The 17825-nt window shown below is 31.1% G+C and carries 20 protein-coding genes and 1 pseudogene; all 21 read left to right on the top strand.

Features of this window, described 5'->3' with window-relative positions; translation table 11 throughout:
- Positions 1–64: 64 nt before the first annotated feature.
- Positions 65–928: an AraC family transcriptional regulator gene (locus ACVC3Y_RS10795; RefSeq protein WP_452226891.1), complete on the top strand. Its 864-nt coding sequence runs from the start codon at positions 65–67 to the stop codon at positions 926–928.
- A gap of 133 nt (positions 929–1061) precedes the next feature.
- The gene (locus ACVC3Y_RS10790) at positions 1062–1907 is read left to right on the top strand and encodes an enoyl-CoA hydratase/isomerase family protein (RefSeq protein WP_452226890.1); all 846 of its coding nucleotides are present in this window, start codon (positions 1062–1064) and stop codon (positions 1905–1907) included.
- A 38-nt stretch (positions 1908–1945) separates the two neighbouring features.
- Positions 1946–2929 carry a zinc-dependent alcohol dehydrogenase family protein gene (locus ACVC3Y_RS10785; protein ID WP_452226889.1) on the top strand — a complete coding sequence of 328 codons (984 nt, stop codon included), beginning with the start codon at positions 1946–1948 and terminating at the stop codon, positions 2927–2929.
- A gap of 204 nt (positions 2930–3133) precedes the next feature.
- Positions 3134–4096, top strand: coding sequence for a 2OG-Fe(II) oxygenase (locus ACVC3Y_RS10780; protein WP_452226888.1), 963 nt, complete (start codon positions 3134–3136; stop codon positions 4094–4096).
- A 134-nt stretch (positions 4097–4230) separates the two neighbouring features.
- Positions 4231–5022, top strand: a complete 792-nt coding sequence (locus tag ACVC3Y_RS10775) for an SDR family NAD(P)-dependent oxidoreductase (RefSeq protein ID WP_452226887.1) — start codon at positions 4231–4233, stop codon at positions 5020–5022.
- A 130-nt stretch (positions 5023–5152) separates the two neighbouring features.
- Positions 5153–5353, top strand: a complete 201-nt coding sequence (locus ACVC3Y_RS10770) for a CsbD family protein (protein ID WP_452226886.1) — start codon at positions 5153–5155, stop codon at positions 5351–5353.
- Positions 5354–5572: 219 nt separating this feature from the next.
- Positions 5573–6193 (top strand): MarC family protein, encoded by a 621-nt coding sequence (locus tag ACVC3Y_RS10765; RefSeq protein WP_303423420.1) that lies wholly within the window; start codon positions 5573–5575, stop codon positions 6191–6193.
- Positions 6194–6237: 44 nt separating this feature from the next.
- Positions 6238–6834 (top strand): NAD(P)H-dependent oxidoreductase, encoded by a 597-nt coding sequence (locus ACVC3Y_RS10760; RefSeq protein WP_303423418.1) that lies wholly within the window; start codon positions 6238–6240, stop codon positions 6832–6834.
- Between the two features lie 4 nt (positions 6835–6838).
- Positions 6839–8731, top strand: a complete 1893-nt coding sequence (locus ACVC3Y_RS10755) for a monovalent cation:proton antiporter-2 (CPA2) family protein (RefSeq protein ID WP_303423416.1) — start codon at positions 6839–6841, stop codon at positions 8729–8731.
- Positions 8731–9612 carry a helix-turn-helix domain-containing protein gene (locus ACVC3Y_RS10750; RefSeq protein ID WP_303423414.1) on the top strand — a complete coding sequence of 294 codons (882 nt, stop codon included), beginning with the start codon at positions 8731–8733 and terminating at the stop codon, positions 9610–9612. Before ACVC3Y_RS10755 ends, ACVC3Y_RS10750 begins: the two co-directional genes overlap by 1 nt.
- 120 nt (positions 9613–9732) lie before the next feature.
- Entirely contained in the window at positions 9733–10098 is a 366-nt protein-coding gene (locus ACVC3Y_RS10745; RefSeq protein WP_452226885.1) for a hypothetical protein, read from the top strand.
- A 104-nt stretch (positions 10099–10202) separates the two neighbouring features.
- Positions 10203–10400 carry a hypothetical protein gene (locus ACVC3Y_RS10740; RefSeq protein WP_303423410.1) on the top strand — a complete coding sequence of 66 codons (198 nt, stop codon included), beginning with the start codon at positions 10203–10205 and terminating at the stop codon, positions 10398–10400.
- Positions 10401–10402: 2 nt separating this feature from the next.
- On the top strand, positions 10403–10780 hold the full coding sequence (locus ACVC3Y_RS10735) for a nuclear transport factor 2 family protein (protein WP_452226884.1): 378 nt from the start codon (positions 10403–10405) through the stop codon (positions 10778–10780).
- Between the two features lie 8 nt (positions 10781–10788).
- Entirely contained in the window at positions 10789–11418 is a 630-nt protein-coding gene (locus ACVC3Y_RS10730) for a ferric reductase-like transmembrane domain-containing protein (protein ID WP_452226883.1), read from the top strand.
- Positions 11419–11523: 105 nt separating this feature from the next.
- Entirely contained in the window at positions 11524–13134 is a 1611-nt protein-coding gene (locus ACVC3Y_RS10725) for a glutamate synthase-related protein (protein ID WP_452226882.1), read from the top strand.
- A 6-nt stretch (positions 13135–13140) separates the two neighbouring features.
- Positions 13141–13881 carry a hypothetical protein gene (locus ACVC3Y_RS10720; protein ID WP_452226881.1) on the top strand — a complete coding sequence of 247 codons (741 nt, stop codon included), beginning with the start codon at positions 13141–13143 and terminating at the stop codon, positions 13879–13881.
- A 9-nt stretch (positions 13882–13890) separates the two neighbouring features.
- Positions 13891–15045 (top strand): ergothioneine biosynthesis protein EgtB, encoded by a 1155-nt coding sequence (gene egtB / locus ACVC3Y_RS10715; protein ID WP_452226880.1) that lies wholly within the window; start codon positions 13891–13893, stop codon positions 15043–15045.
- The gene (locus ACVC3Y_RS10710) at positions 15046–16041 is read left to right on the top strand and encodes an L-histidine N(alpha)-methyltransferase (protein ID WP_452226879.1); all 996 of its coding nucleotides are present in this window, start codon (positions 15046–15048) and stop codon (positions 16039–16041) included. It begins immediately after the preceding gene.
- A 3-nt stretch (positions 16042–16044) separates the two neighbouring features.
- A complete protein-coding gene (locus ACVC3Y_RS10705; RefSeq protein ID WP_303423394.1) occupies positions 16045–16713 on the top strand; it encodes an aspartate/glutamate racemase family protein in 669 nt (222 codons plus the stop codon).
- Positions 16714–16816: 103 nt separating this feature from the next.
- Entirely contained in the window at positions 16817–16963 is a 147-nt protein-coding gene (locus tag ACVC3Y_RS10700) for a hypothetical protein (RefSeq protein ID WP_452226878.1), read from the top strand.
- Positions 16964–16975: 12 nt separating this feature from the next.
- Positions 16976–17677 (top strand): annotated as a pseudogene (locus tag ACVC3Y_RS10695) (NAD(P)H-binding protein); the annotation flags it as partial.
- Positions 17678–17825: the final 148 nt, after the last annotated feature.

Below are 17825 nucleotides of genomic sequence, written 5' to 3'. Positions count from 1 at the left end.
AAGAAGTCACCATGTTGTGGCTTCTTCTATTTTAAATATTTAGTACCTTTAAAAAAAGATTTACATGCCAAGAACGATTATCGAAAATATTGTCATTGCGCAATACAAAGACCAAACATTTTTTGAGTTTTGTAAATATACTACCATTCGTTTTTTCGAAATTCTTTATTTTGAAAAAGGTACAGGAACCATAAAAATTAATGGTAAAACGGTAAATTACAAACCAAAGAGTGTCTTTGTTTTTATTCCAGATGATATTTATATCGTTAATGCCGAATCGGCTACAACTACAGTAGCTATAAAGTTTTTAAAGAGCTTTTTCAGAAAAACAAGTTCGCAAAATTCGAATCTTCCAGTAAACGATTGGTTTCGTAAAATTGAGGAAATTCTAAATAGCGAAAGTCACGAACTTCGTGAAATGCAATTAGAAACCGATGCAGACAGATCACATTTAGTATCCTTAATTAATATGGTGGCTACCGAATATTTAAACAAACAATCTTTCGATATTTTTATTATTGAAAATTCATTATCGGTAATCCTTCATTTAATTGCCAGAAATATTCAGTTTATAAATACTTCAGATTCGGTAAAGGAAGTAAAGTCTTCAAAAATTCAGCAAATCATCAATTATATTCATTCTAATATTTATAATTCCGAAGTATTATCTACCAAAAGTTTGGCAGAAGAATTTCATATGGCAGATAATTACATCAGTGAATATTTTAAAAAACATACCGATGTGTCGTTAAAAAAATACATCATTAATTATAAATTAAAATTAGTAGAAACAAGGTTGAAGTATACCGATTTGCAATATTCTGAAATTGCTGCAGAACTCGGTTTTACAGATTCTAGTCATTTAAACAAAACCTTTCAAGCCTATAAAGGCACCAGTTTAAGTGCTTTTAAAGCGAGTTTAGCCTAGTTTTTAGCTTAGTTTTTTACAAGAAACCTCTTTTTTTACTAATACCACTTTGTTTTCTACCAAATAAAAGCTTGGTGTCTATTTTAAATTTGCAGTGTAATTAATAAACACACAATAATTTAAAAATAACATCATGAACTACAAGAACTTTCAAACATTTACCGCAACTCAAAAAGGAGCAATATTAACGGTTGACATTAACTTCGGACCAGTAAACGTACAGGGACAAGAAATGCTAGCAGATTTAAGCAGTCTTTGCTTACGATTGGAACGCGATAGAAGTGTAAAAGTTATAGTTTTTGAATCGTCTAATCCAGGATATTGGGTTTGCCATTATGATACCGATTTATTAAAAGATTTATCTACAGAAGCTGTTCCAAGAAATGAAATTCAGCTATTAGACTTACAAGCTGTTTTAGAAAGATTAAGTAATGTACCACAAGCAACTATAGCAAAAATTGAAGGTTTTGCTCGTGGTGGCGGACACGAAATGGCATTAGCTTTAGATATGCGTTTTGCAGCTAGAGGAAAAGCCAAATTCATGCAAATGGAAGTAGGTATGGGCATTTTACCTTGTGGGGGTGGTGCATCACGTATGGCTAGACAAGCAGGTTTAGGAAAAGCATTAGAAATTATTTTAGGTGCTAGAGATTGGGATGCAGACGAAGCTGAAAAATTCGGAACCATCAACAAAGCTTTAGATGCAGATGAAATTGGTCCTTATGTGGATGCTTTGGCAGAACGTATTTCAAAATTTCCTGCAGACTCTATTACAGCATCAAAGCGCGCTGTATATGCATCTATAGATTTACCAATAAAAGACGCTCTAAAAGAAGAGGCATATCAATTATTTCAGGCAACCAGTAAAACACCAGCAGTAAAACGTTTTCAATATGCAGATGATAATGGTGCTCAATTTGATCATAACAATCAAAAGAATTGGGAGCAAATGGTAATGGATATTCAAGCAGTAAATTAATAAAAAACAATAATTATAAATTAAAAAAGAAAATAGAAATGAAAGCAATGTTAATTAAAGAATACGGAGAAAACGGAAATTTCGAAGTTTCAGAAATAGAAAAACCAGAAGTAAAAGCGAATCACGTATTAGTAAAAATAGCAGCATCAAGCGTTAATACTATTGATACGATGATTAAAAATATGGGATCAGATTTACCATTATCACCAGCTGCTCCAGCATTATTAGGTATGGATTTTTCAGGAACTGTAGAAGCAGTTGGAGAAGGTGTAACAGGTTACGCTGTTGGAGATGAAGTCTATGGTTGTGCTGGCGGACTTGCAGATTTACCAGGAACTTTAACCGAATATATTGTTGCAGATAGTAATTTAATGGCACACAAACCAAAAGATTTAACCATGCGTGAAACTGCAGCTTTACCACTAGTAGCAATTACAGCTTACGAAGGTTTAACAAGAGCAGGAGTTAAAGCTGGACAAAAAGTACTTGTACATGGTGGTTCTGGAGGCGTTGGACACTTAGCTGTACAATTGGCTAAATATTTTGGTGCTGAAGTTTTTGCTACAGGTACAGGCGATAATCAAAAAGCTATTGTAGAAAAGTTTGGCGCAACCTTTATCGATTTTAAAACCGAAAAAGTAGCAGATTATACCGCAAAATATACCAATGGTGGTTTTGATGTAGTTTTTGATACGGTTGGTGGTGCAAATCTTACCAATTCTATGGAAGCAGTTGTTTTAAATGGACATATTTCTACTACAGTTTCATTATGTGAGTTAGACTTAACGCCATTACATTTTAAAGGTGCATCCTTACACGTAGTATTTATGTTAATCCCAATGTTGCATAATTTTAATAGAGATAAACACGGAAACATTTTGGAAACATTAGCTAAAATTTCAAACGAAGGACATTTAACGCCAATTGTTGATGAAAATCAATTTTCATTAGCACAAGTTGGAGATGCTTATGCACATTTAGCAAGCGGAAAAGCTATTGGAAAAATAGTGGTAGAGCATTAAAAATAAATGGATTTTTTATAAATCCTTTTAAGTTGATTAGTAGTTAAAATGCCTCTTTTTTAGGGGCATTTTTCATTTACATACTGCAAACCTTGTTTTTTACTAAAACTACCATTTTTACTACCAAACACCATCTATCTTTTAGCCTTAATTTTGCTTAAAACAATTACAATAACAGTAGTTATTAATTAAAATATATAAATCATGAAAACAATAACAAATACAAATGCACTAGAACAAGCACGTGCACTTACGCAACCAACTCGCGAAGCTTCATTAAAACGTGAACCTTCCGTATCTCATTTTTGGAATAGCAACAGAAAATTACTGGAAGAAGCATGGGCAACATGGGAAATGGAAAACAAAGACAATTTACTAATTCCTGATGAATCGCTGCTTGATCCAGAATTACGAAAAGTAATAAATGATGCTTGGGAAAACCCAGAAAAAGAAAATGCTGTTGCCGATTTATGGGAAGAAATTATTCCTGGTGTTTATGTTGCACAGTTTTTTGATGTGGAACGCTTAGCAGAATTCCGTAAGTATTTAGAAGCTGTCGTTAATTCTGAAATTCCTAAGCGTGCACCATATGGCATACAATTAAACCGTTATGGAATGATGTTAGATGAACGTTCTGAAGGTCATTTAGCTGCGCCAAGTTTCCAAGCCTTTTATAACGACATGATGGATCGTTTTATGCGTCCAATTGCACGTTTATTGCTTGGTACTTATGGTTACGATAACCAAACTTTTGGTTTTTCAATTCAATATAATCCAGATAAGGATAAAGATTTACATGCACACACAGATGCTTCAGCAGCTACTTTAAATATTAATATTAACTTACCTGATGAAGTATTTACAGGATCTGAAGTTGATTTTTATGATAAAGCTTCAGGAAAAACAGTGCAAACCATTTTTGAACCAGGAAAAGCAATCCTTCACAGAGGTAATGTACCACATGCTACACATCCAATTACTAGCGGACAACGTAGTAACTTGGTAGTTTGGTTATACGGAGATCAAATGCAAATTCCTCGTGGTAGCACTAGTAGCTACGGAAATATCAGTAGTAATACAATTAAAGATGTTGCATTAGAAAACGTTACAGCCCGTCAACGTTGGAGCTTACCAGATGGACCAAAAGATGCAGCTGCACCGTTTTAAAAAGAATAAAAAATAGAATACATTGCAATAAAAGCAGAATGTCAGTTCGAGTGATTTTTCTTCAGAAGAATTTCTGAAGAAAAATAGTATCGAGAACTTCTCTCTAATTGACATTTCAATAAAACACAACAAAAATGAAAACCATATTAATCACAGGAAGTACAGACGGTATAGGAAAACTTACTGCTCTTAAACTAGCTAAAGAAGGCCATGAAGTATATGTTCATGGAAGAAGCAAAGCTAAAGTAGACAGTGTTATTGCCGAAATTAAAAACGCTTCAAACAACGAAAATATAAAAGGATTTGTTGCCGATTTTTCAGATTTAAATGCTGTAAAACAAATGGCAGCACAAATTAAAAATAATATTACAAGTATTGATATTTTAATAAACAATGCAGGAATTTTTAAAGCACCTTTGGAGAAAACAAAAGACGGATTAGATATTAGAATGGCTGTTAACTATTTAGCGCCTTATATTTTAACGGAGTCAATTGTACCTGTTTTAGAAAAAGGTGCAAATACAAGAATTATTAATTTAAGTTCTGCAGCACAATCTACCGTTAAAAAAGGTATTCTTACAGGAGTTGTTACTATTAACGCAAGCGATGCTTATGCACAAAGTAAATTGGCATTAACCATGTGGAGTTTTCATTTTGCTAAGCAGCACCCTAATATCACTACTATTGCTGTAAATCCAGGTTCTTTATTAAATACTAAAATGGCTAAAGAAGCTTACGGACAACATTGGTCTCCAGCAGAAAAAGGTGTAGAAATTCTTTACGACTTAGCAATATCTGAAGCTTATAAAAACGAGTCCGGTAAGTATTTTGATAATGATAAAGGTGGCTTTAGTAATGCACACCCAGATGCTTATGATGCAACTAAAATGAACAATTTACTAGAGATAACTAAGCATTTGATTTAAATATTAGATTTCTTTTATTTTGATATGAACTAATTTTTAAATCGATAGCGTCAAGGTTTATTTTTGTTTAGCGTTACTTTTGAAAGTGTAAGCCAATAGTGGTTTATTTAACTTAAAAAAAGCAAATAAAATGACGAACGCGATAGAAGACAAATTAAAAGGAAACTGGAATATTGCTAAAGGTAAATTAAAACAAAAATGGGGAGATTTAACCGATGATGATTTAAACTACCAAGAAGGAAAAGAAGATGAATTAGTAGGAAGAATTCAGAAAAAAACAGGAGAATCTAAAGAAAATGTAAATGCTTTTTTAGAAAGTTTAAAATTCTAATACAATCCTACAATAATTTAAAAATTAAATGCTGAGAATAATTACTATTAATCTCAGCATTTCTTATATGAAATACTTCAAACTCTTGTTTTAATTGTAAATAATAAAGCGTAAACAAAGATTGTTTTTTTTTAGAATTTAAATAATCTTAAAAAAAGTTAAAAACCTTTGGTGAAATAGAAGATATTCAAGTTATTGCACGATTAAATTTTTATTAAAATGGATAATCTAATTACATTTTCAATTACAGTATTTACAGCCTTTTTTGCTATAACTAATCCTATATCCAATATGACTGTTTTTCTATCTTTAACACAAGGTGCAGATAAGAAAACGAAGCATGATATAAACAAACGATCCAATCTTATAGCATTTATTATTGTTGCCGTTTTTGTGCTTTTGGGAAAGTATATTTTCGAATTATTTAACATTAGTATTCCAGCCTTTAAAATTACTGGTGGAATTTTAATCTTTTTTATAGGTTTTGATATGCTTCAGTCAAAACAATCTAATGTAAAAACGCTGGATAATGTTCATATTGATGAAAATATTGCTGTTTCCCCTTTGGCTATACCAATTTTAGCAGGGCCAGGAACCATTGTAACTGCAATGAATTTTGTTTCAAATGTAGAAACTATTCATATTATTTTGGTAATTCTAATATTCGGTTCCATGAGCTTACTAACATATTTGACTTTTAGATTAAGTGATCTAATCGTTCGCATAGTTGGTCATAATGTGATTTCTGTAATTGGAAAAATAATGGGGTTAATTATAGCAATAATTGGAACCGGTATGATTATTCAAGGAATTAAGATTTCATTTCATTTAATAACTTAAAATGAACTATTTAAAGTTATTTGTTTTTTAATTACATTTATAATATGAAAAAAGTTCTTGTTTTATTTTCACATCCTAAATTCGAAAAATCTCGAGTAAATACAGTTTTAATAAACCATATTAAAGATAAAGAACATGTTACTTTTCATGATTTATATGAGCAATATCCAGATTTTCATATAGATGTTTTAAAGGAAAAACAATTATTAGAAGAGCATGATATTATTATTTGGCATCATCCCTTTTACTGGTATAGTTGTCCGCCATTAATGAAACAATGGATTGACATGGTGTTAGAGTTTAATTGGGCTTATGGTCCAGAGGGTAAAGCATTACAAAATAAAATATGCCTAAATGCTATTACTACTGGAGGTTCAAAAGAAGTGTATTGTTCTGAAGGCTATAATAGTTTTACCATTAAACAATTTTTAAGACCATTTGAGCAAACTGCAAATTTATGTGGAATGATTTATTATCCGCCATTTGCAGTTATGGGAACACATAATTTAACAGAGAAAGTTTTAGTAGATTATAGAAATGATTATGGAAAATTAATCGATATACTACAAGCAGATCTAAAGGTTTCTGATGTTGAAAACAATTCTTTTATTAATGATATAGCGCAACTAAAATCAACTTAAAAATATGACTGGAAGTATACTTTTTGAAGCCATAGTATTTTTAGCAGGAGCTATAATTTGTGTATCTATTGCTAAACGTTTAGGGTTAAGTTCTGTTATTGGATATCTATTAGCTGGTGTATTAATTGGTCCTTATGTATTAGGTTTTATAGGTGAAGAAGGTGATGATATACTTCATTTTGCAGAATTTGGAGTAGTAATGATGTTATTTCTTATTGGATTAGAAATTGAACCAAAAAATTTCTGGAACATGCGGAAAACTATTGTAGGAATGGGAGGTCTTCAAGTAGGAGGAACCATGTTATTATCCTATTTATTATTTACTTTTTTAGGATACGATTGGGAAGTCGCTTTAGTGATTTCTATGGCAGTTGCTTTATCGTCTACTGCAATTGCTATGCAAACTATAAAAGAAAAAGGATTGATGGATACTACTTTTGGTACTTCGTCATTTTCTATCTTATTGTTCCAGGATATTATTGTCATTTTTATGTTAGGTTTTATTCCATTATTATCTAATTCAGAGGATAACGCTTCCGCGGAAAGCCATTCGGAACAAACCAATTTATTAGAAAGCTTACCAATGGGATTTCAAACGTTGGCGATAATATTATCAGTAGTTTTAATTATTGTTGCAGGCCGTTATTTAATTGTTCCTATGTTACGAAAAGTAGCAAAAACAGGGGTTAGAGAATTACTTATTGCTGCAGCATTATTAATTGTTTTCGGAATTTCTTTTTTAATGGAATATGTTGGTATTAGTCCTGCTTTGGGAGCCTTTCTAGGTGGAGTAGTACTCTCAAATAGTGAATTTAAACACGAGCTAGAAAGTACACTGGAACCTTTTAAAAATTTACTTTTAGGATTGTTTTTCATGGCAGTTGGTGCGTCTATTAATTTTATTGTTATAGCAAAAAGCCCGTTAACTATTGGAGGGATATTAATAGCTATTGTTGTTTTAAAAGCGCTTGTTTTATTCATTACTGGACATGTCTTTAAAATAAAATTAGACCAAAAACTACTGCTCACTTTTAGTTTAGCACAAATTGGAGAATTTGCATTTGTACTGTTATCTTTTGCTTTTGGGCTTCATATCTTGTCTCAAGAACAAATGGATATGATGCTCGTAATTACAGCACTTAGTATGTCTTTAACACCAATAATCGGTATTATTAACGAGCGTTTTATTCTGCCAAAAACAGGAACTAAAGAATCTATTAAAAGACCAATGGATCATATTGCAAAATCACAAAAAATAATATTAGTTGGTTTTGGTCATTTTGGAAGTACTATAGGCAGGTTTTTACGTTCGCATGGTGTAGAAGCTACTATTTTAGATCACGACTCTAATCGTGTAGATTTTTTAAGAAAAATGGGATTTGAAGTTTATTATGGAGATGCAACAAGGCTAGATTTACTCGAGTCGGCTGGGATTTCCGAAGCTAAAATTATAATTTGTGCTACCAATAAAATTAGCGTTTCCAAAGCTATTAGTAAAATAGTGAAAGAAAAATATCCTAATGTAGAACTTATGATTCGTACAAAAAACAGATATGATGCTTATGAATTATTGAATCTTGGACATGAAAATATTTATAGAGAATCTTTAGAAACTTCTTTAACTTTAGCCAAAGATGTGTTGAGTAAAATGGGTTTCAGAAAATATACACTAAATAGACAAGTTCAGAATTTTATTAAATACGATGAGGATAGTTTAAGAAGATTAGCTGCGGAACCAGAACGAAAGGAAAATTATATTTTTAAAGCTCGAAAAGAATTAGAACAACAAGAAAAATTCTTAAATGAAGATTTTAAACGTGGTATTGTAGACTTCGATAATCATTGGGATAGTGAGCATATTAGAAAAGCTTTAGAAAATTCTAAAACAAAAATGTAATGCAAAAAAAGGTACCGCACATTGTTTTCGATTCTAAAAAACCAAAAAATAGTGGTATTGAAATTTTAACCATTGAAAGTCTTGCTTCTCGTAAAACCGAAATTATAGACCATAATCCAGAAAAAGCACATCAGGTTGCTTTTCACATGATTGTTTTTTACACGCAGGGAGAAAGCAAGCAATTGGTAGATTTTGTATGGCATCCTGTAAAGAAAAATACCATTATCCATCTATCTAAAGGGCAAATAAATGCTTTTCAATTTACCAAAAAATTAAAAGGCTACATTTTATTATTTACGGAAGCCTATTTAAAAAATCAGATAAATAATTTACCAAAAAATGAATATTTAAGGTTGTTTAATACGCACTTATTTTCACCAAGTATTCAAGTGCCACAAGATTCTAATATGACACGTTATTTTGATTTGTTTTATGAGGAGTATAACAATCAAACAGAAGATTTAAATCAGCAAAACACCTATAAATCATTATACGCTATCATTTTTTCTAAGTTAGAAGGCCTAAAGCAATTCCAGCCTTTTCATATAAAGCAATCTAAGCAAATAAATATATTTTTAGATTTTAAAGCACTTCTAGAACTTCATTTTAAAGCCAGCAGAAATGCAGATTTTTATGCTGAAAAACTTCATATTACTTACAAACATTTAAATACCATTTGTAAGGCCACTGTGTCCATTACTGCAAAACAATATATAGATCGATTTATCATACTTGAAGGCAAAAGATTGCTTATAAATTCGGATATTAAAAGTTCAGAACTTGCGTATGATTTAGGTTTTCAAGAACCCACAAACTTTGTAAAATATTTTAAGAAACATACGGGTTTTACCCCAAACAACTTCAAAAAGAACTATTTGTAAGTATAGGTTCGATATTAACCATTTTTACACTCATATTTATCTCTAAAGAAACTTTCTTAAATTTTAAATTTGTTTACCTAAACACTTGTAAACAAGTAATATTTAATAAACAATAAAATCATGAAATATTTATTAATTCTATTAACGAGTATCACCTTATTAAGCTTCATAAAAAAAGAAAAAACCATAAATACTTACGTTATTGAAGTAACAACATATAAAATTAAAGAAGCAGTAAGTAATGAGAATTACTGGATTGAAGACGCAAAAGTAGATGCTAATTACACAAGTAAACAACCAGGTTATATAAGTCGAGAAAGTGCTTATAACGAAGACACTAAAACTTTTTTGGTAGTAGCCAAATGGAAAACAATGGAAGATGCAGAAGCTTCAATGGCTAAATTTATGAAAGATGAATCTGTAGCAGATTTTGCAAACATGATTGAAGGAAGCACTATGAAAATGTCCCGCTATCTAGTAAATTAAATAGTAATCATTGATTAATAGCAAGTAGTAAAAGGTTACTTTCCCTATAGTAGCCTTTTCTATTTATAGCATATAGTAAAGTTCTTAATAAATTAAAAAAACTAATGTCAGATATAAAAACATGCCCAAAATGTGGCGCTAAAGCAAAATATAAAGTAAAAGGAACTATTGAGTCTTTTGAAGCTGTACAAGATGATGAAGCCTTCAAAAAAATAGGTCAGCTTAAAAAAGCAATGCAAAAATTTAAGGATAAAGCAGAGGCTTTAGAAAAGGAGTTAGAAATATTAAAAACTAAAATATAATTATGGATATTCAGCAAAATAAAAAAAACGCCATTGCTTTTTACAAAATGGCTTACGAAGGTAATCCAACAAAAGCAGTAGCATTATATGTTGGAGATGAATACATTCAGCATAACCCAATGGTTGCCGATGGTCCGCAAGCGTTTATAGATTATTTTGATCGCATGCAAAAAGAATATCCTGTTAAAACTATGGATTTTGTGAGAGCTGTTGCTGAAGGTGATTTAGTTGCATTACATACACATCAAATCTGGCCAGATAACGATCAATATATAACTATGGATTTTTTTAGGTTTGATACCAACGGAAAAATTGTAGAACATTGGGATAGCATACAACAAATTCCAAAAACTTCTGCTAATAATAATACGATGTATTAATTAGTTATATGAAAATTATTAAAAAAAATTACGGTTGGATAATTGTTACTATTTTAGCTAGTTTACCATTATTGGTGGTTTTTAAAATGATAAACATCGATTTTTCAAATGGGGTATCTATGTCTTTTGCTGAAAATGCTGTTGGTGAAGGTAGAACGACTATAGAAATGTTATATCACGTAACAGGTGAGTTTGCAATTCGTTGGATGACTGCTGTGTTAACTTGCACACCTTTCTTTATCATTTTCGGTGTTTCTAACCTTTTTGTTAGGCAAGCTATGGGAATTGCAACCGCAGTTTGGAGTATATTACATTTTATCTTTTTTATTGCTGCTGAAGGTTTTTTAGAAACCTTTACACAAACTAATTATGTTGCTGGGTTTATAGCAGTTTTAATTCTTATTCCGTTGCTACTTACCTCAAATAGAAAAGCCATGAAAAAGCTAAAAGCGAGATGGAAAAAGCTTCAAAGCTTTGCATATGTTGCCGTTTTGTTAAGCTTAATTCATGTTGCTATTTTAGATAAAACTTGGATAATCTATGCTGTAATTATTGGTTTAGGTTTCATTATAAGAATTCCGGTTGTAAAAAATAAATTCGTTATTTTTAGAAAAAACAAAAAAATTGCGAATTCTTAATTAGGATGTACAGTCTTAACTTTTATATGTTGTGTTTCTGTAATTTTTTTAAAATTGGTTCGACCTAAACATAATAAAAAACCAAAAAACCAAAAAAGCTAAAAAATGAAACAACCAACCAAAGTATTAAAAGTAAGTCAATTAAAAAATAAAGTACCAGAACACGCTTTGGTCAATGGTTTAGATTTAGTCATTGTAAAGTTCGATGACGATATTTCTGTGCTTTACGGAAGGTGTTTGCATCGAGGCGCTTTAATGTCTGATGGTCATGTAGATGGACACAACCTAATTTGTGGTGTTCACGGATGGGATTATCGTGTAGATTCAGGAGTTTCAGAATATAATAATAAAGAGGTACTTCATAAATTTTCAACAAAAATTGAAGGTGATGATTTATTTGTTGATGCCTTTGAAATCGATGCTTATTTAGTTAATAATCCTCAACCTTTTAATCGTGATGCCTACTTAGGTGCTTATGCAGATACACATCCTGAAGATACAGAACCTTACACAGGTTATATTAAAGAATTAGCTCAAAACGGACTTAAAAACCTTGGTCATCATGGCTTTTCTGCCTCCATGGGTGTTGATAGAAATACATTACCTAAATGGGATAACATACAGTTTTTACCAGCGCAATTAGCAACACGTCCTTTATTGGATGAAGAATCTGTGGCGACTAAAGTGGTTATTGGTCCAAATGCTAAAAAACCATTAGAATTAGATATTCCTTTATTTGTAAGTGACATGAGTTTTGGTGCTTTATCTAGAGAAGCTAAAATCTCATTATCTAAAGGTGCAGAACTTGCAGGAACAGGTATTTGTTCTGGTGAAGGCGGAATGCTTCCTGATGAACAAGCTAATAACTCGAGATATTTTTATGAATTAGCATCTGCTCAATTTGGATTTTCTTGGGATAAATTAGATAATGTTCAAGCGTTTCACTTTAAAGGTGGTCAAGGTGCAAAAACAGGTACTGGTGGACATTTACCAGGCAGTAAAGTAAGTAAAGAAATTGCCGAAGTAAGAGGATTAAAAGAAGGAGAAACGGCTATCTCACCAGCAACTTTTCCTGATTTTCATGGTGTAGATGATTTCAAAGATTTTGCTAAACAAGTTCGTGAGAGAACTGGCGGAATTCCTATCGGATTTAAAATAGCGGCAAGTCATATTGAAAAAGACATACAATTTGCACTCGATGTTGGTGTGGATTACATCATACTCGATGGTCGTGGAGGCGGAACAGGTTCTGCGCCAACCATTTTAAGAGACCATATTAATGTTCCAACGATTCCAGCATTAGCTAGAGCTCGTAAATATTTAGATAAAGTTGGAGCCAACCATGTTACTTTAGTAATTACTGGTGGACTTAGAGTTGCTGAAGATTTTGCAAAAGCATTAATGCTTGGTGCAGATGCCATTGCAGTTTCAAATTCAGCTTTACAAGCTATCGGTTGTTTAGGTATGCGTGCTTGTGGAAGTAATAATTGTCCTGTGGGTATTGCAACTCAAAAAGAATCGTTACGTAGTCGTATAATTATTGACTCATCTGCAAAACAATTACATAACTTTTTTGATGCTACAAATGATTTAATTAAAGTAGTCGCAAGAGCTTGTGGTTATGATGATGTCAATAAATTTAATCATGATGATTTGTCTACTTTTGATGTTGATATTCATAAACTAACAGGAATAAACTACGCTGGAATAAACTAAGAAACTATGAAAGAACAAATGCATATAGCAGCACAATATTTATCTGCTGCTGGAATTAGTTTTCTTGATAAAAAAGATGATGATAGTCACACCAATATGGGTTTTAACGTTAGCAAAGCTTCCTTAGAATCACATTTACTTTCAAAAAATGGAGACCAGTTATGTTTAAATTATAACGACTTTTCATTACAATGGAAATCAAAAGCCAAAACAGTTTCATTCGATTTAGATGGCGCAATGCATCAAGATGTATTGAGTTGGTTAACAGACACTTCTAAATATCATTTAGATAAAGCATACACCTATAACTTACACTATGATTTACCATATAGCATTGATAATTCTTATACGTTTCAATTAGAAAGTATTGAAGAATTAAAAGAGTTAATTCAATTAAGAACATTAGCGCAATTAAGCTTAGAGCAAATCAATACAGATTTTAATAAAACTGCAAGTATTAGGGTTTGGCCACATCATTTTGATACTGGTATCTACACACAATTAGATGACAGTGCTATGAGCTTTGGTCTTGGATTGGCAATTCCTGATAATTTAAGCGATGTGCATTATCTTTATATTAGTGGTTATAAAGATGGAAAAGCAATAGAACCTTCAAATTTTAATGCTTTAAAAAATGGTACATGGATTAACAAAGACTTTAAAGGTGCCATTTTACCAGCGACACAAGTTTCAAAAAAAGAAGCAGTTTTGTTTTTTAAAGAAGCCATAAATCCATTTAATAGATAAAAATTCAGTTTGAAAATAGACATTATAAAAAAGTATAACGACGTAAGAACAGCGACTATAGATTTTTGCAGCCATTTGCACATAGAAGATTTTTCTATTCAAGTGGTACAATTTGCAAGTCCTGCAAAATGGCATTTAGCACATACGACTTGGTTTTTTGAAACTTTTATTCTTAAAAATTATGTAAAAGATTATAAAGAATTTAATGCCGATTTTAATTTTCTCTTTAATAGTTATTACAACAATCTTGGCGATAGAATTTTACAAAACAACAGAGGCAACATGTCGCGTCCAAGCACAGACAAAGTTTTTGCATACAGAACATATGTAGATGCTAAAATGCAAGATTTTCTGAAAAATACTTCAGACGAAAACATAATCGATTTAGTCATTCTTGGTTTAAATCACGAGCAGCAACACCAAGAATTGTTAATTACAGATGTGAAATACATGCTTGGTCATAATCCTATTTTTCCGGAGTATCACAAAGATTTCAATTTAATTAAAGACGAAAATACAACTGCAAATAGCGTTAAAATTCAATCTGGTGTATACCAAATTGGTCATCAAGAAGATGGTTTTTGTTATGATAATGAATTAGGTGTACACAAAGTATATGTCGACGATTTTGAAATCAACAATCACTTGGTCACTAATGGTGAATATCTTGAATTTATGCAATCTGGTGGATATTCCGATTTTAATCTTTGGTTAGATGAAGGTTGGTCTTGGGTAAATAAAAATGAAATAAAAGCACCAATGTATTGGCATAAAATAGATGGTGAGTGGCATAGTTATACCCTTGCAGGATTACAAAAAGTAGCTAAAGATGCTATTTTAAGTCATATTAATTTTTTTGAAGCTAATGCCTTTGCTGCATGGAAAGGGATGCGTTTACCAACCGAATTTGAATGGGAAATTGCATCCAAAGAACTCCATTGGGGAAAACGTTGGGAATGGACAAACAGTGCTTATTTGCCATATCCAAATTTTGAAACCGCAAATGGAGCAGTAGGTGAGTATAATGGTAAATTTATGAGTAATAAAATGGTACTTCGTGGTGCTTCTGTAGCTACTTCTAAAAACCATAGCAGACCAACATATCGTAATTTTTTTAACCCAACAGAAAGGTGGCAATTTACTGGAATTAGACTAGCTAAATAGATGATAGACCTAACAAAAACTAAAAATCATAATAGCCAAAATATAGAGATGCTAGAAACATTTAAAAAGGATGTAAAACAGGGGTTAAGTTCCAATCCTAAAACCTTATCTTCAAAATATTTCTATAATAAAATTGGTGATGCACTTTTTGTAGAGATCATGAATCTTCCAGAATACTATCTAACTCGAAGTGAATTAGATATTTTTCAAAATAAAACACAAGATTTAATAAACGCTCTACAATTAAATTCCAATACACCTTTTGAATTAATTGAGTTAGGAGCTGGTGACGGTTTAAAAACTAAAAAATTGTTGCGTTCTTTAGATAAGCAAAACTATACCTTTGATTATTTACCTATAGATATTTCATCAAATGCATTGCAATTATTAAAAAAAGACCTTTCCAATACATTACCAAATGTATCTGTTAAAACACAACAAGGTGATTATTTTAAAATATTAGCTTCGTTAAAAAAGAGTAGTAAACCCAAAGTTATTTTATTTTTAGGTTCTAATATTGGAAATATGGATGATGAAAAAGCTGCTGAATTCATCTATAATTTAGGTGCTAATTTAAAACCTGGAGACAAACTGTTATTAGGTGTAGATTTAATTAAGGCGAAAGAAATTGTATTACCTGCTTATAATGATAAGCAAGGAATTACCGCTAAATTTAATCTTAATTTATTGCATAGAATAAATGAAGAATTAGGTGCCGATTTTAATCTAAAAAACTTTAAACATCAGCCAGAATATAATAAAGAGGAAGGTATTGCTAAAAGTTACATAGTAAGTACAGAACAACAAACAGTAACTATAAATGCATTAGAAACTTCTTATACTTTTGAAGCAGATGAAAAAATTCACACCGAAATTTCTAGAAAATATAACGATGCTTTAATCGAAAAAATAATAGCAAATACAGACTTTACTCTTCAAACTAAAATACTAGATAGTAAAGCATATTTTGCAGATTATATATTGACAAGAAACTAGCAAATGGAAATAACAAATCTAGCCGTTTTAGGACTTGGTAGTCGCTCCACATTGTTTTATCTAAGCGAATTAAATCGTTTATATAATATTGTAAAAGGAAATTATTCTACCTGTCCTTTTATACTATTAAACATTAATTTTAATACTATTAATGTTTTATTACCAAACACTTCAAAAGAATTAGATATGGTTGTAAAACAGTATACAGATGAAATAGAAAAACTGCAAGTAGAACATGTTTTAATTCCAAATATTACGCTTCATGAAACAATAGATAGATTAAATATCAATAAAAAGGTGCATCATCCTATTTCTTTAAGTATAAAAAAAATAAAAGCCAACCATTGGAAAAAAGTGGTTTTGTTTGGTTCTTTATTCAGCATGCATGCTTCCTACATAAAAAATAAATTTTCTGAAAATGCTATTGAATGGATAGTACCTTCAGAAGAAGATATGCAGTTTCTTGATGTGTTTAGAAAACAAGTGTATAACGAAACAGAAACCATGGAAGATATTGAAAAATTCCATACACTTATCGATATTTATTCCGCAAAACACCCAGTAGTATTGGCTTGTACAGAATTATCTATTTTAAAACCAAAAACATCTAAGAACCTTTTAGATATGGCAACGGTTCAGATAGAGCAAGCCATTCAATGTATTTTAAAATAAAGCAGACATTTACCATTTTTAGTCTCAAATGTATCTTCCATATCAAGGGAATATAAATAACCTTTGTAAAATAGTATAAGGCAAAATGTATACAAAAAGTATTATGAAAATAGCAGTAACATCAGCAAGTGGAAAATTAGGAGCTTCTATTGTAAAGCATCTTATTCCATTAATTGGTAAAAATAATATAATAGCAATTGCTAGAACCCCTCAAAAAGCAGAGCATTTAGGTGTTGCAATTAGAAAATGAGATTATAATAGTCGTGAAGATTTTGATACTGCATTAAAAGGAATAGATGCTGTTTTACTGGTTTCTGGAATGGATGCACCAGATAAACGAATTGTTCAGCATAGAAATGTTATTGAAGCTGCTAAATTAAATGGCGTAAAAAAAATAGTTTATACAAGTATTGTAGGTGCAGAGAAAGGAAACGCCTTTAGTCCAATAGTTCAAACCAACAGACAAACAGAAAAAGACATACAAAATTCTGGTCTAGAATGGAGTATTGGAAGAAATGGGATTTACATTGAGCCAGATTTAGAATATCTAGACACCTATATAAAAGAAGGTGAAATTAGAAATTGTGCAGCTGAAGGAAAATGCACCTATACTAGTCGTGAAGAACTTGGTTATGCTTATGCTAAAATGCTTATTGAAGAGAAACATAATGGCAAAATTTACAATCTTGTAGGAAATGCTATCACGCAAGGAGAACTTGCAGACTATTTAAACATTGTGTTTGGTACACATTTAATTTTTAATAATGTTTCTGTTGAAGCATATAAGAAAGAAAGAACAGCTGCTTTAGGTGATTTTATGGGAACAGTTATAGCAGGAATTTACGAAGGCATTAAAGAAGGAGCAAATGCTGTTACTTCCGATTTTGAAATTGTTGCTGGTAGACCACACAAATCTACAGTCGAAATGATAAAAGCATACATTAATTTTGCTAATTCCATCTAAATTTAATTAATAAATTATTTTTAGCAATACCAAAATTTTAAAGGTGTTTGCAATAAAATTCGAATTCGTTACTAAATAAGTGTTTGTTGTAGAGTTAGTTGTCTTTTTCTACTAAATTTTACAAGGTATAATACAATCTGTTTTTTTG

The sequence above is a fragment of the Lacinutrix cladophorae genome (assembly GCF_053604645.1).
The sequence above is the reverse complement of the archived record's forward strand: the minus strand, read 5'-3'. Positions and strand labels throughout refer to the sequence as shown.

What these genes read in the sequence shown, in the direction of transcription:
- ACVC3Y_RS10795 (WP_452226891.1), top strand. Translation starts at nt 65, where the DNA reads ATGCCAAGAACGATTATCGAAAATATTGTCATTGCGCAATACAAAGAC.
- ACVC3Y_RS10790 (WP_452226890.1), top strand. Translation starts at nt 1,062, where the DNA reads ATGAACTACAAGAACTTTCAAACATTTACCGCAACTCAAAAAGGAGCA.
- ACVC3Y_RS10785 (WP_452226889.1), top strand. Translation starts at nt 1,946, where the DNA reads ATGAAAGCAATGTTAATTAAAGAATACGGAGAAAACGGAAATTTCGAA.
- ACVC3Y_RS10780 (WP_452226888.1), top strand. Translation starts at nt 3,134, where the DNA reads ATGAAAACAATAACAAATACAAATGCACTAGAACAAGCACGTGCACTT.
- ACVC3Y_RS10775 (WP_452226887.1), top strand. Translation starts at nt 4,231, where the DNA reads ATGAAAACCATATTAATCACAGGAAGTACAGACGGTATAGGAAAACTT.
- ACVC3Y_RS10770 (WP_452226886.1), top strand. Translation starts at nt 5,153, where the DNA reads ATGACGAACGCGATAGAAGACAAATTAAAAGGAAACTGGAATATTGCT.
- ACVC3Y_RS10765 (WP_303423420.1), top strand. Translation starts at nt 5,573, where the DNA reads ATGGATAATCTAATTACATTTTCAATTACAGTATTTACAGCCTTTTTT.
- ACVC3Y_RS10760 (WP_303423418.1), top strand. Translation starts at nt 6,238, where the DNA reads ATGAAAAAAGTTCTTGTTTTATTTTCACATCCTAAATTCGAAAAATCT.
- ACVC3Y_RS10755 (WP_303423416.1), top strand. Translation starts at nt 6,839, where the DNA reads ATGACTGGAAGTATACTTTTTGAAGCCATAGTATTTTTAGCAGGAGCT.
- ACVC3Y_RS10750 (WP_303423414.1), top strand. Translation starts at nt 8,731, where the DNA reads ATGCAAAAAAAGGTACCGCACATTGTTTTCGATTCTAAAAAACCAAAA.
- ACVC3Y_RS10745 (WP_452226885.1), top strand. Translation starts at nt 9,733, where the DNA reads ATGAAATATTTATTAATTCTATTAACGAGTATCACCTTATTAAGCTTC.
- ACVC3Y_RS10740 (WP_303423410.1), top strand. Translation starts at nt 10,203, where the DNA reads ATGTCAGATATAAAAACATGCCCAAAATGTGGCGCTAAAGCAAAATAT.
- ACVC3Y_RS10735 (WP_452226884.1), top strand. Translation starts at nt 10,403, where the DNA reads ATGGATATTCAGCAAAATAAAAAAAACGCCATTGCTTTTTACAAAATG.
- ACVC3Y_RS10730 (WP_452226883.1), top strand. Translation starts at nt 10,789, where the DNA reads ATGAAAATTATTAAAAAAAATTACGGTTGGATAATTGTTACTATTTTA.
- ACVC3Y_RS10725 (WP_452226882.1), top strand. Translation starts at nt 11,524, where the DNA reads ATGAAACAACCAACCAAAGTATTAAAAGTAAGTCAATTAAAAAATAAA.
- ACVC3Y_RS10720 (WP_452226881.1), top strand. Translation starts at nt 13,141, where the DNA reads ATGAAAGAACAAATGCATATAGCAGCACAATATTTATCTGCTGCTGGA.
- ACVC3Y_RS10710 (WP_452226879.1), top strand. Translation starts at nt 15,046, where the DNA reads ATGATAGACCTAACAAAAACTAAAAATCATAATAGCCAAAATATAGAG.
- ACVC3Y_RS10705 (WP_303423394.1), top strand. Translation starts at nt 16,045, where the DNA reads ATGGAAATAACAAATCTAGCCGTTTTAGGACTTGGTAGTCGCTCCACA.
- ACVC3Y_RS10700 (WP_452226878.1), top strand. Translation starts at nt 16,817, where the DNA reads ATGAAAATAGCAGTAACATCAGCAAGTGGAAAATTAGGAGCTTCTATT.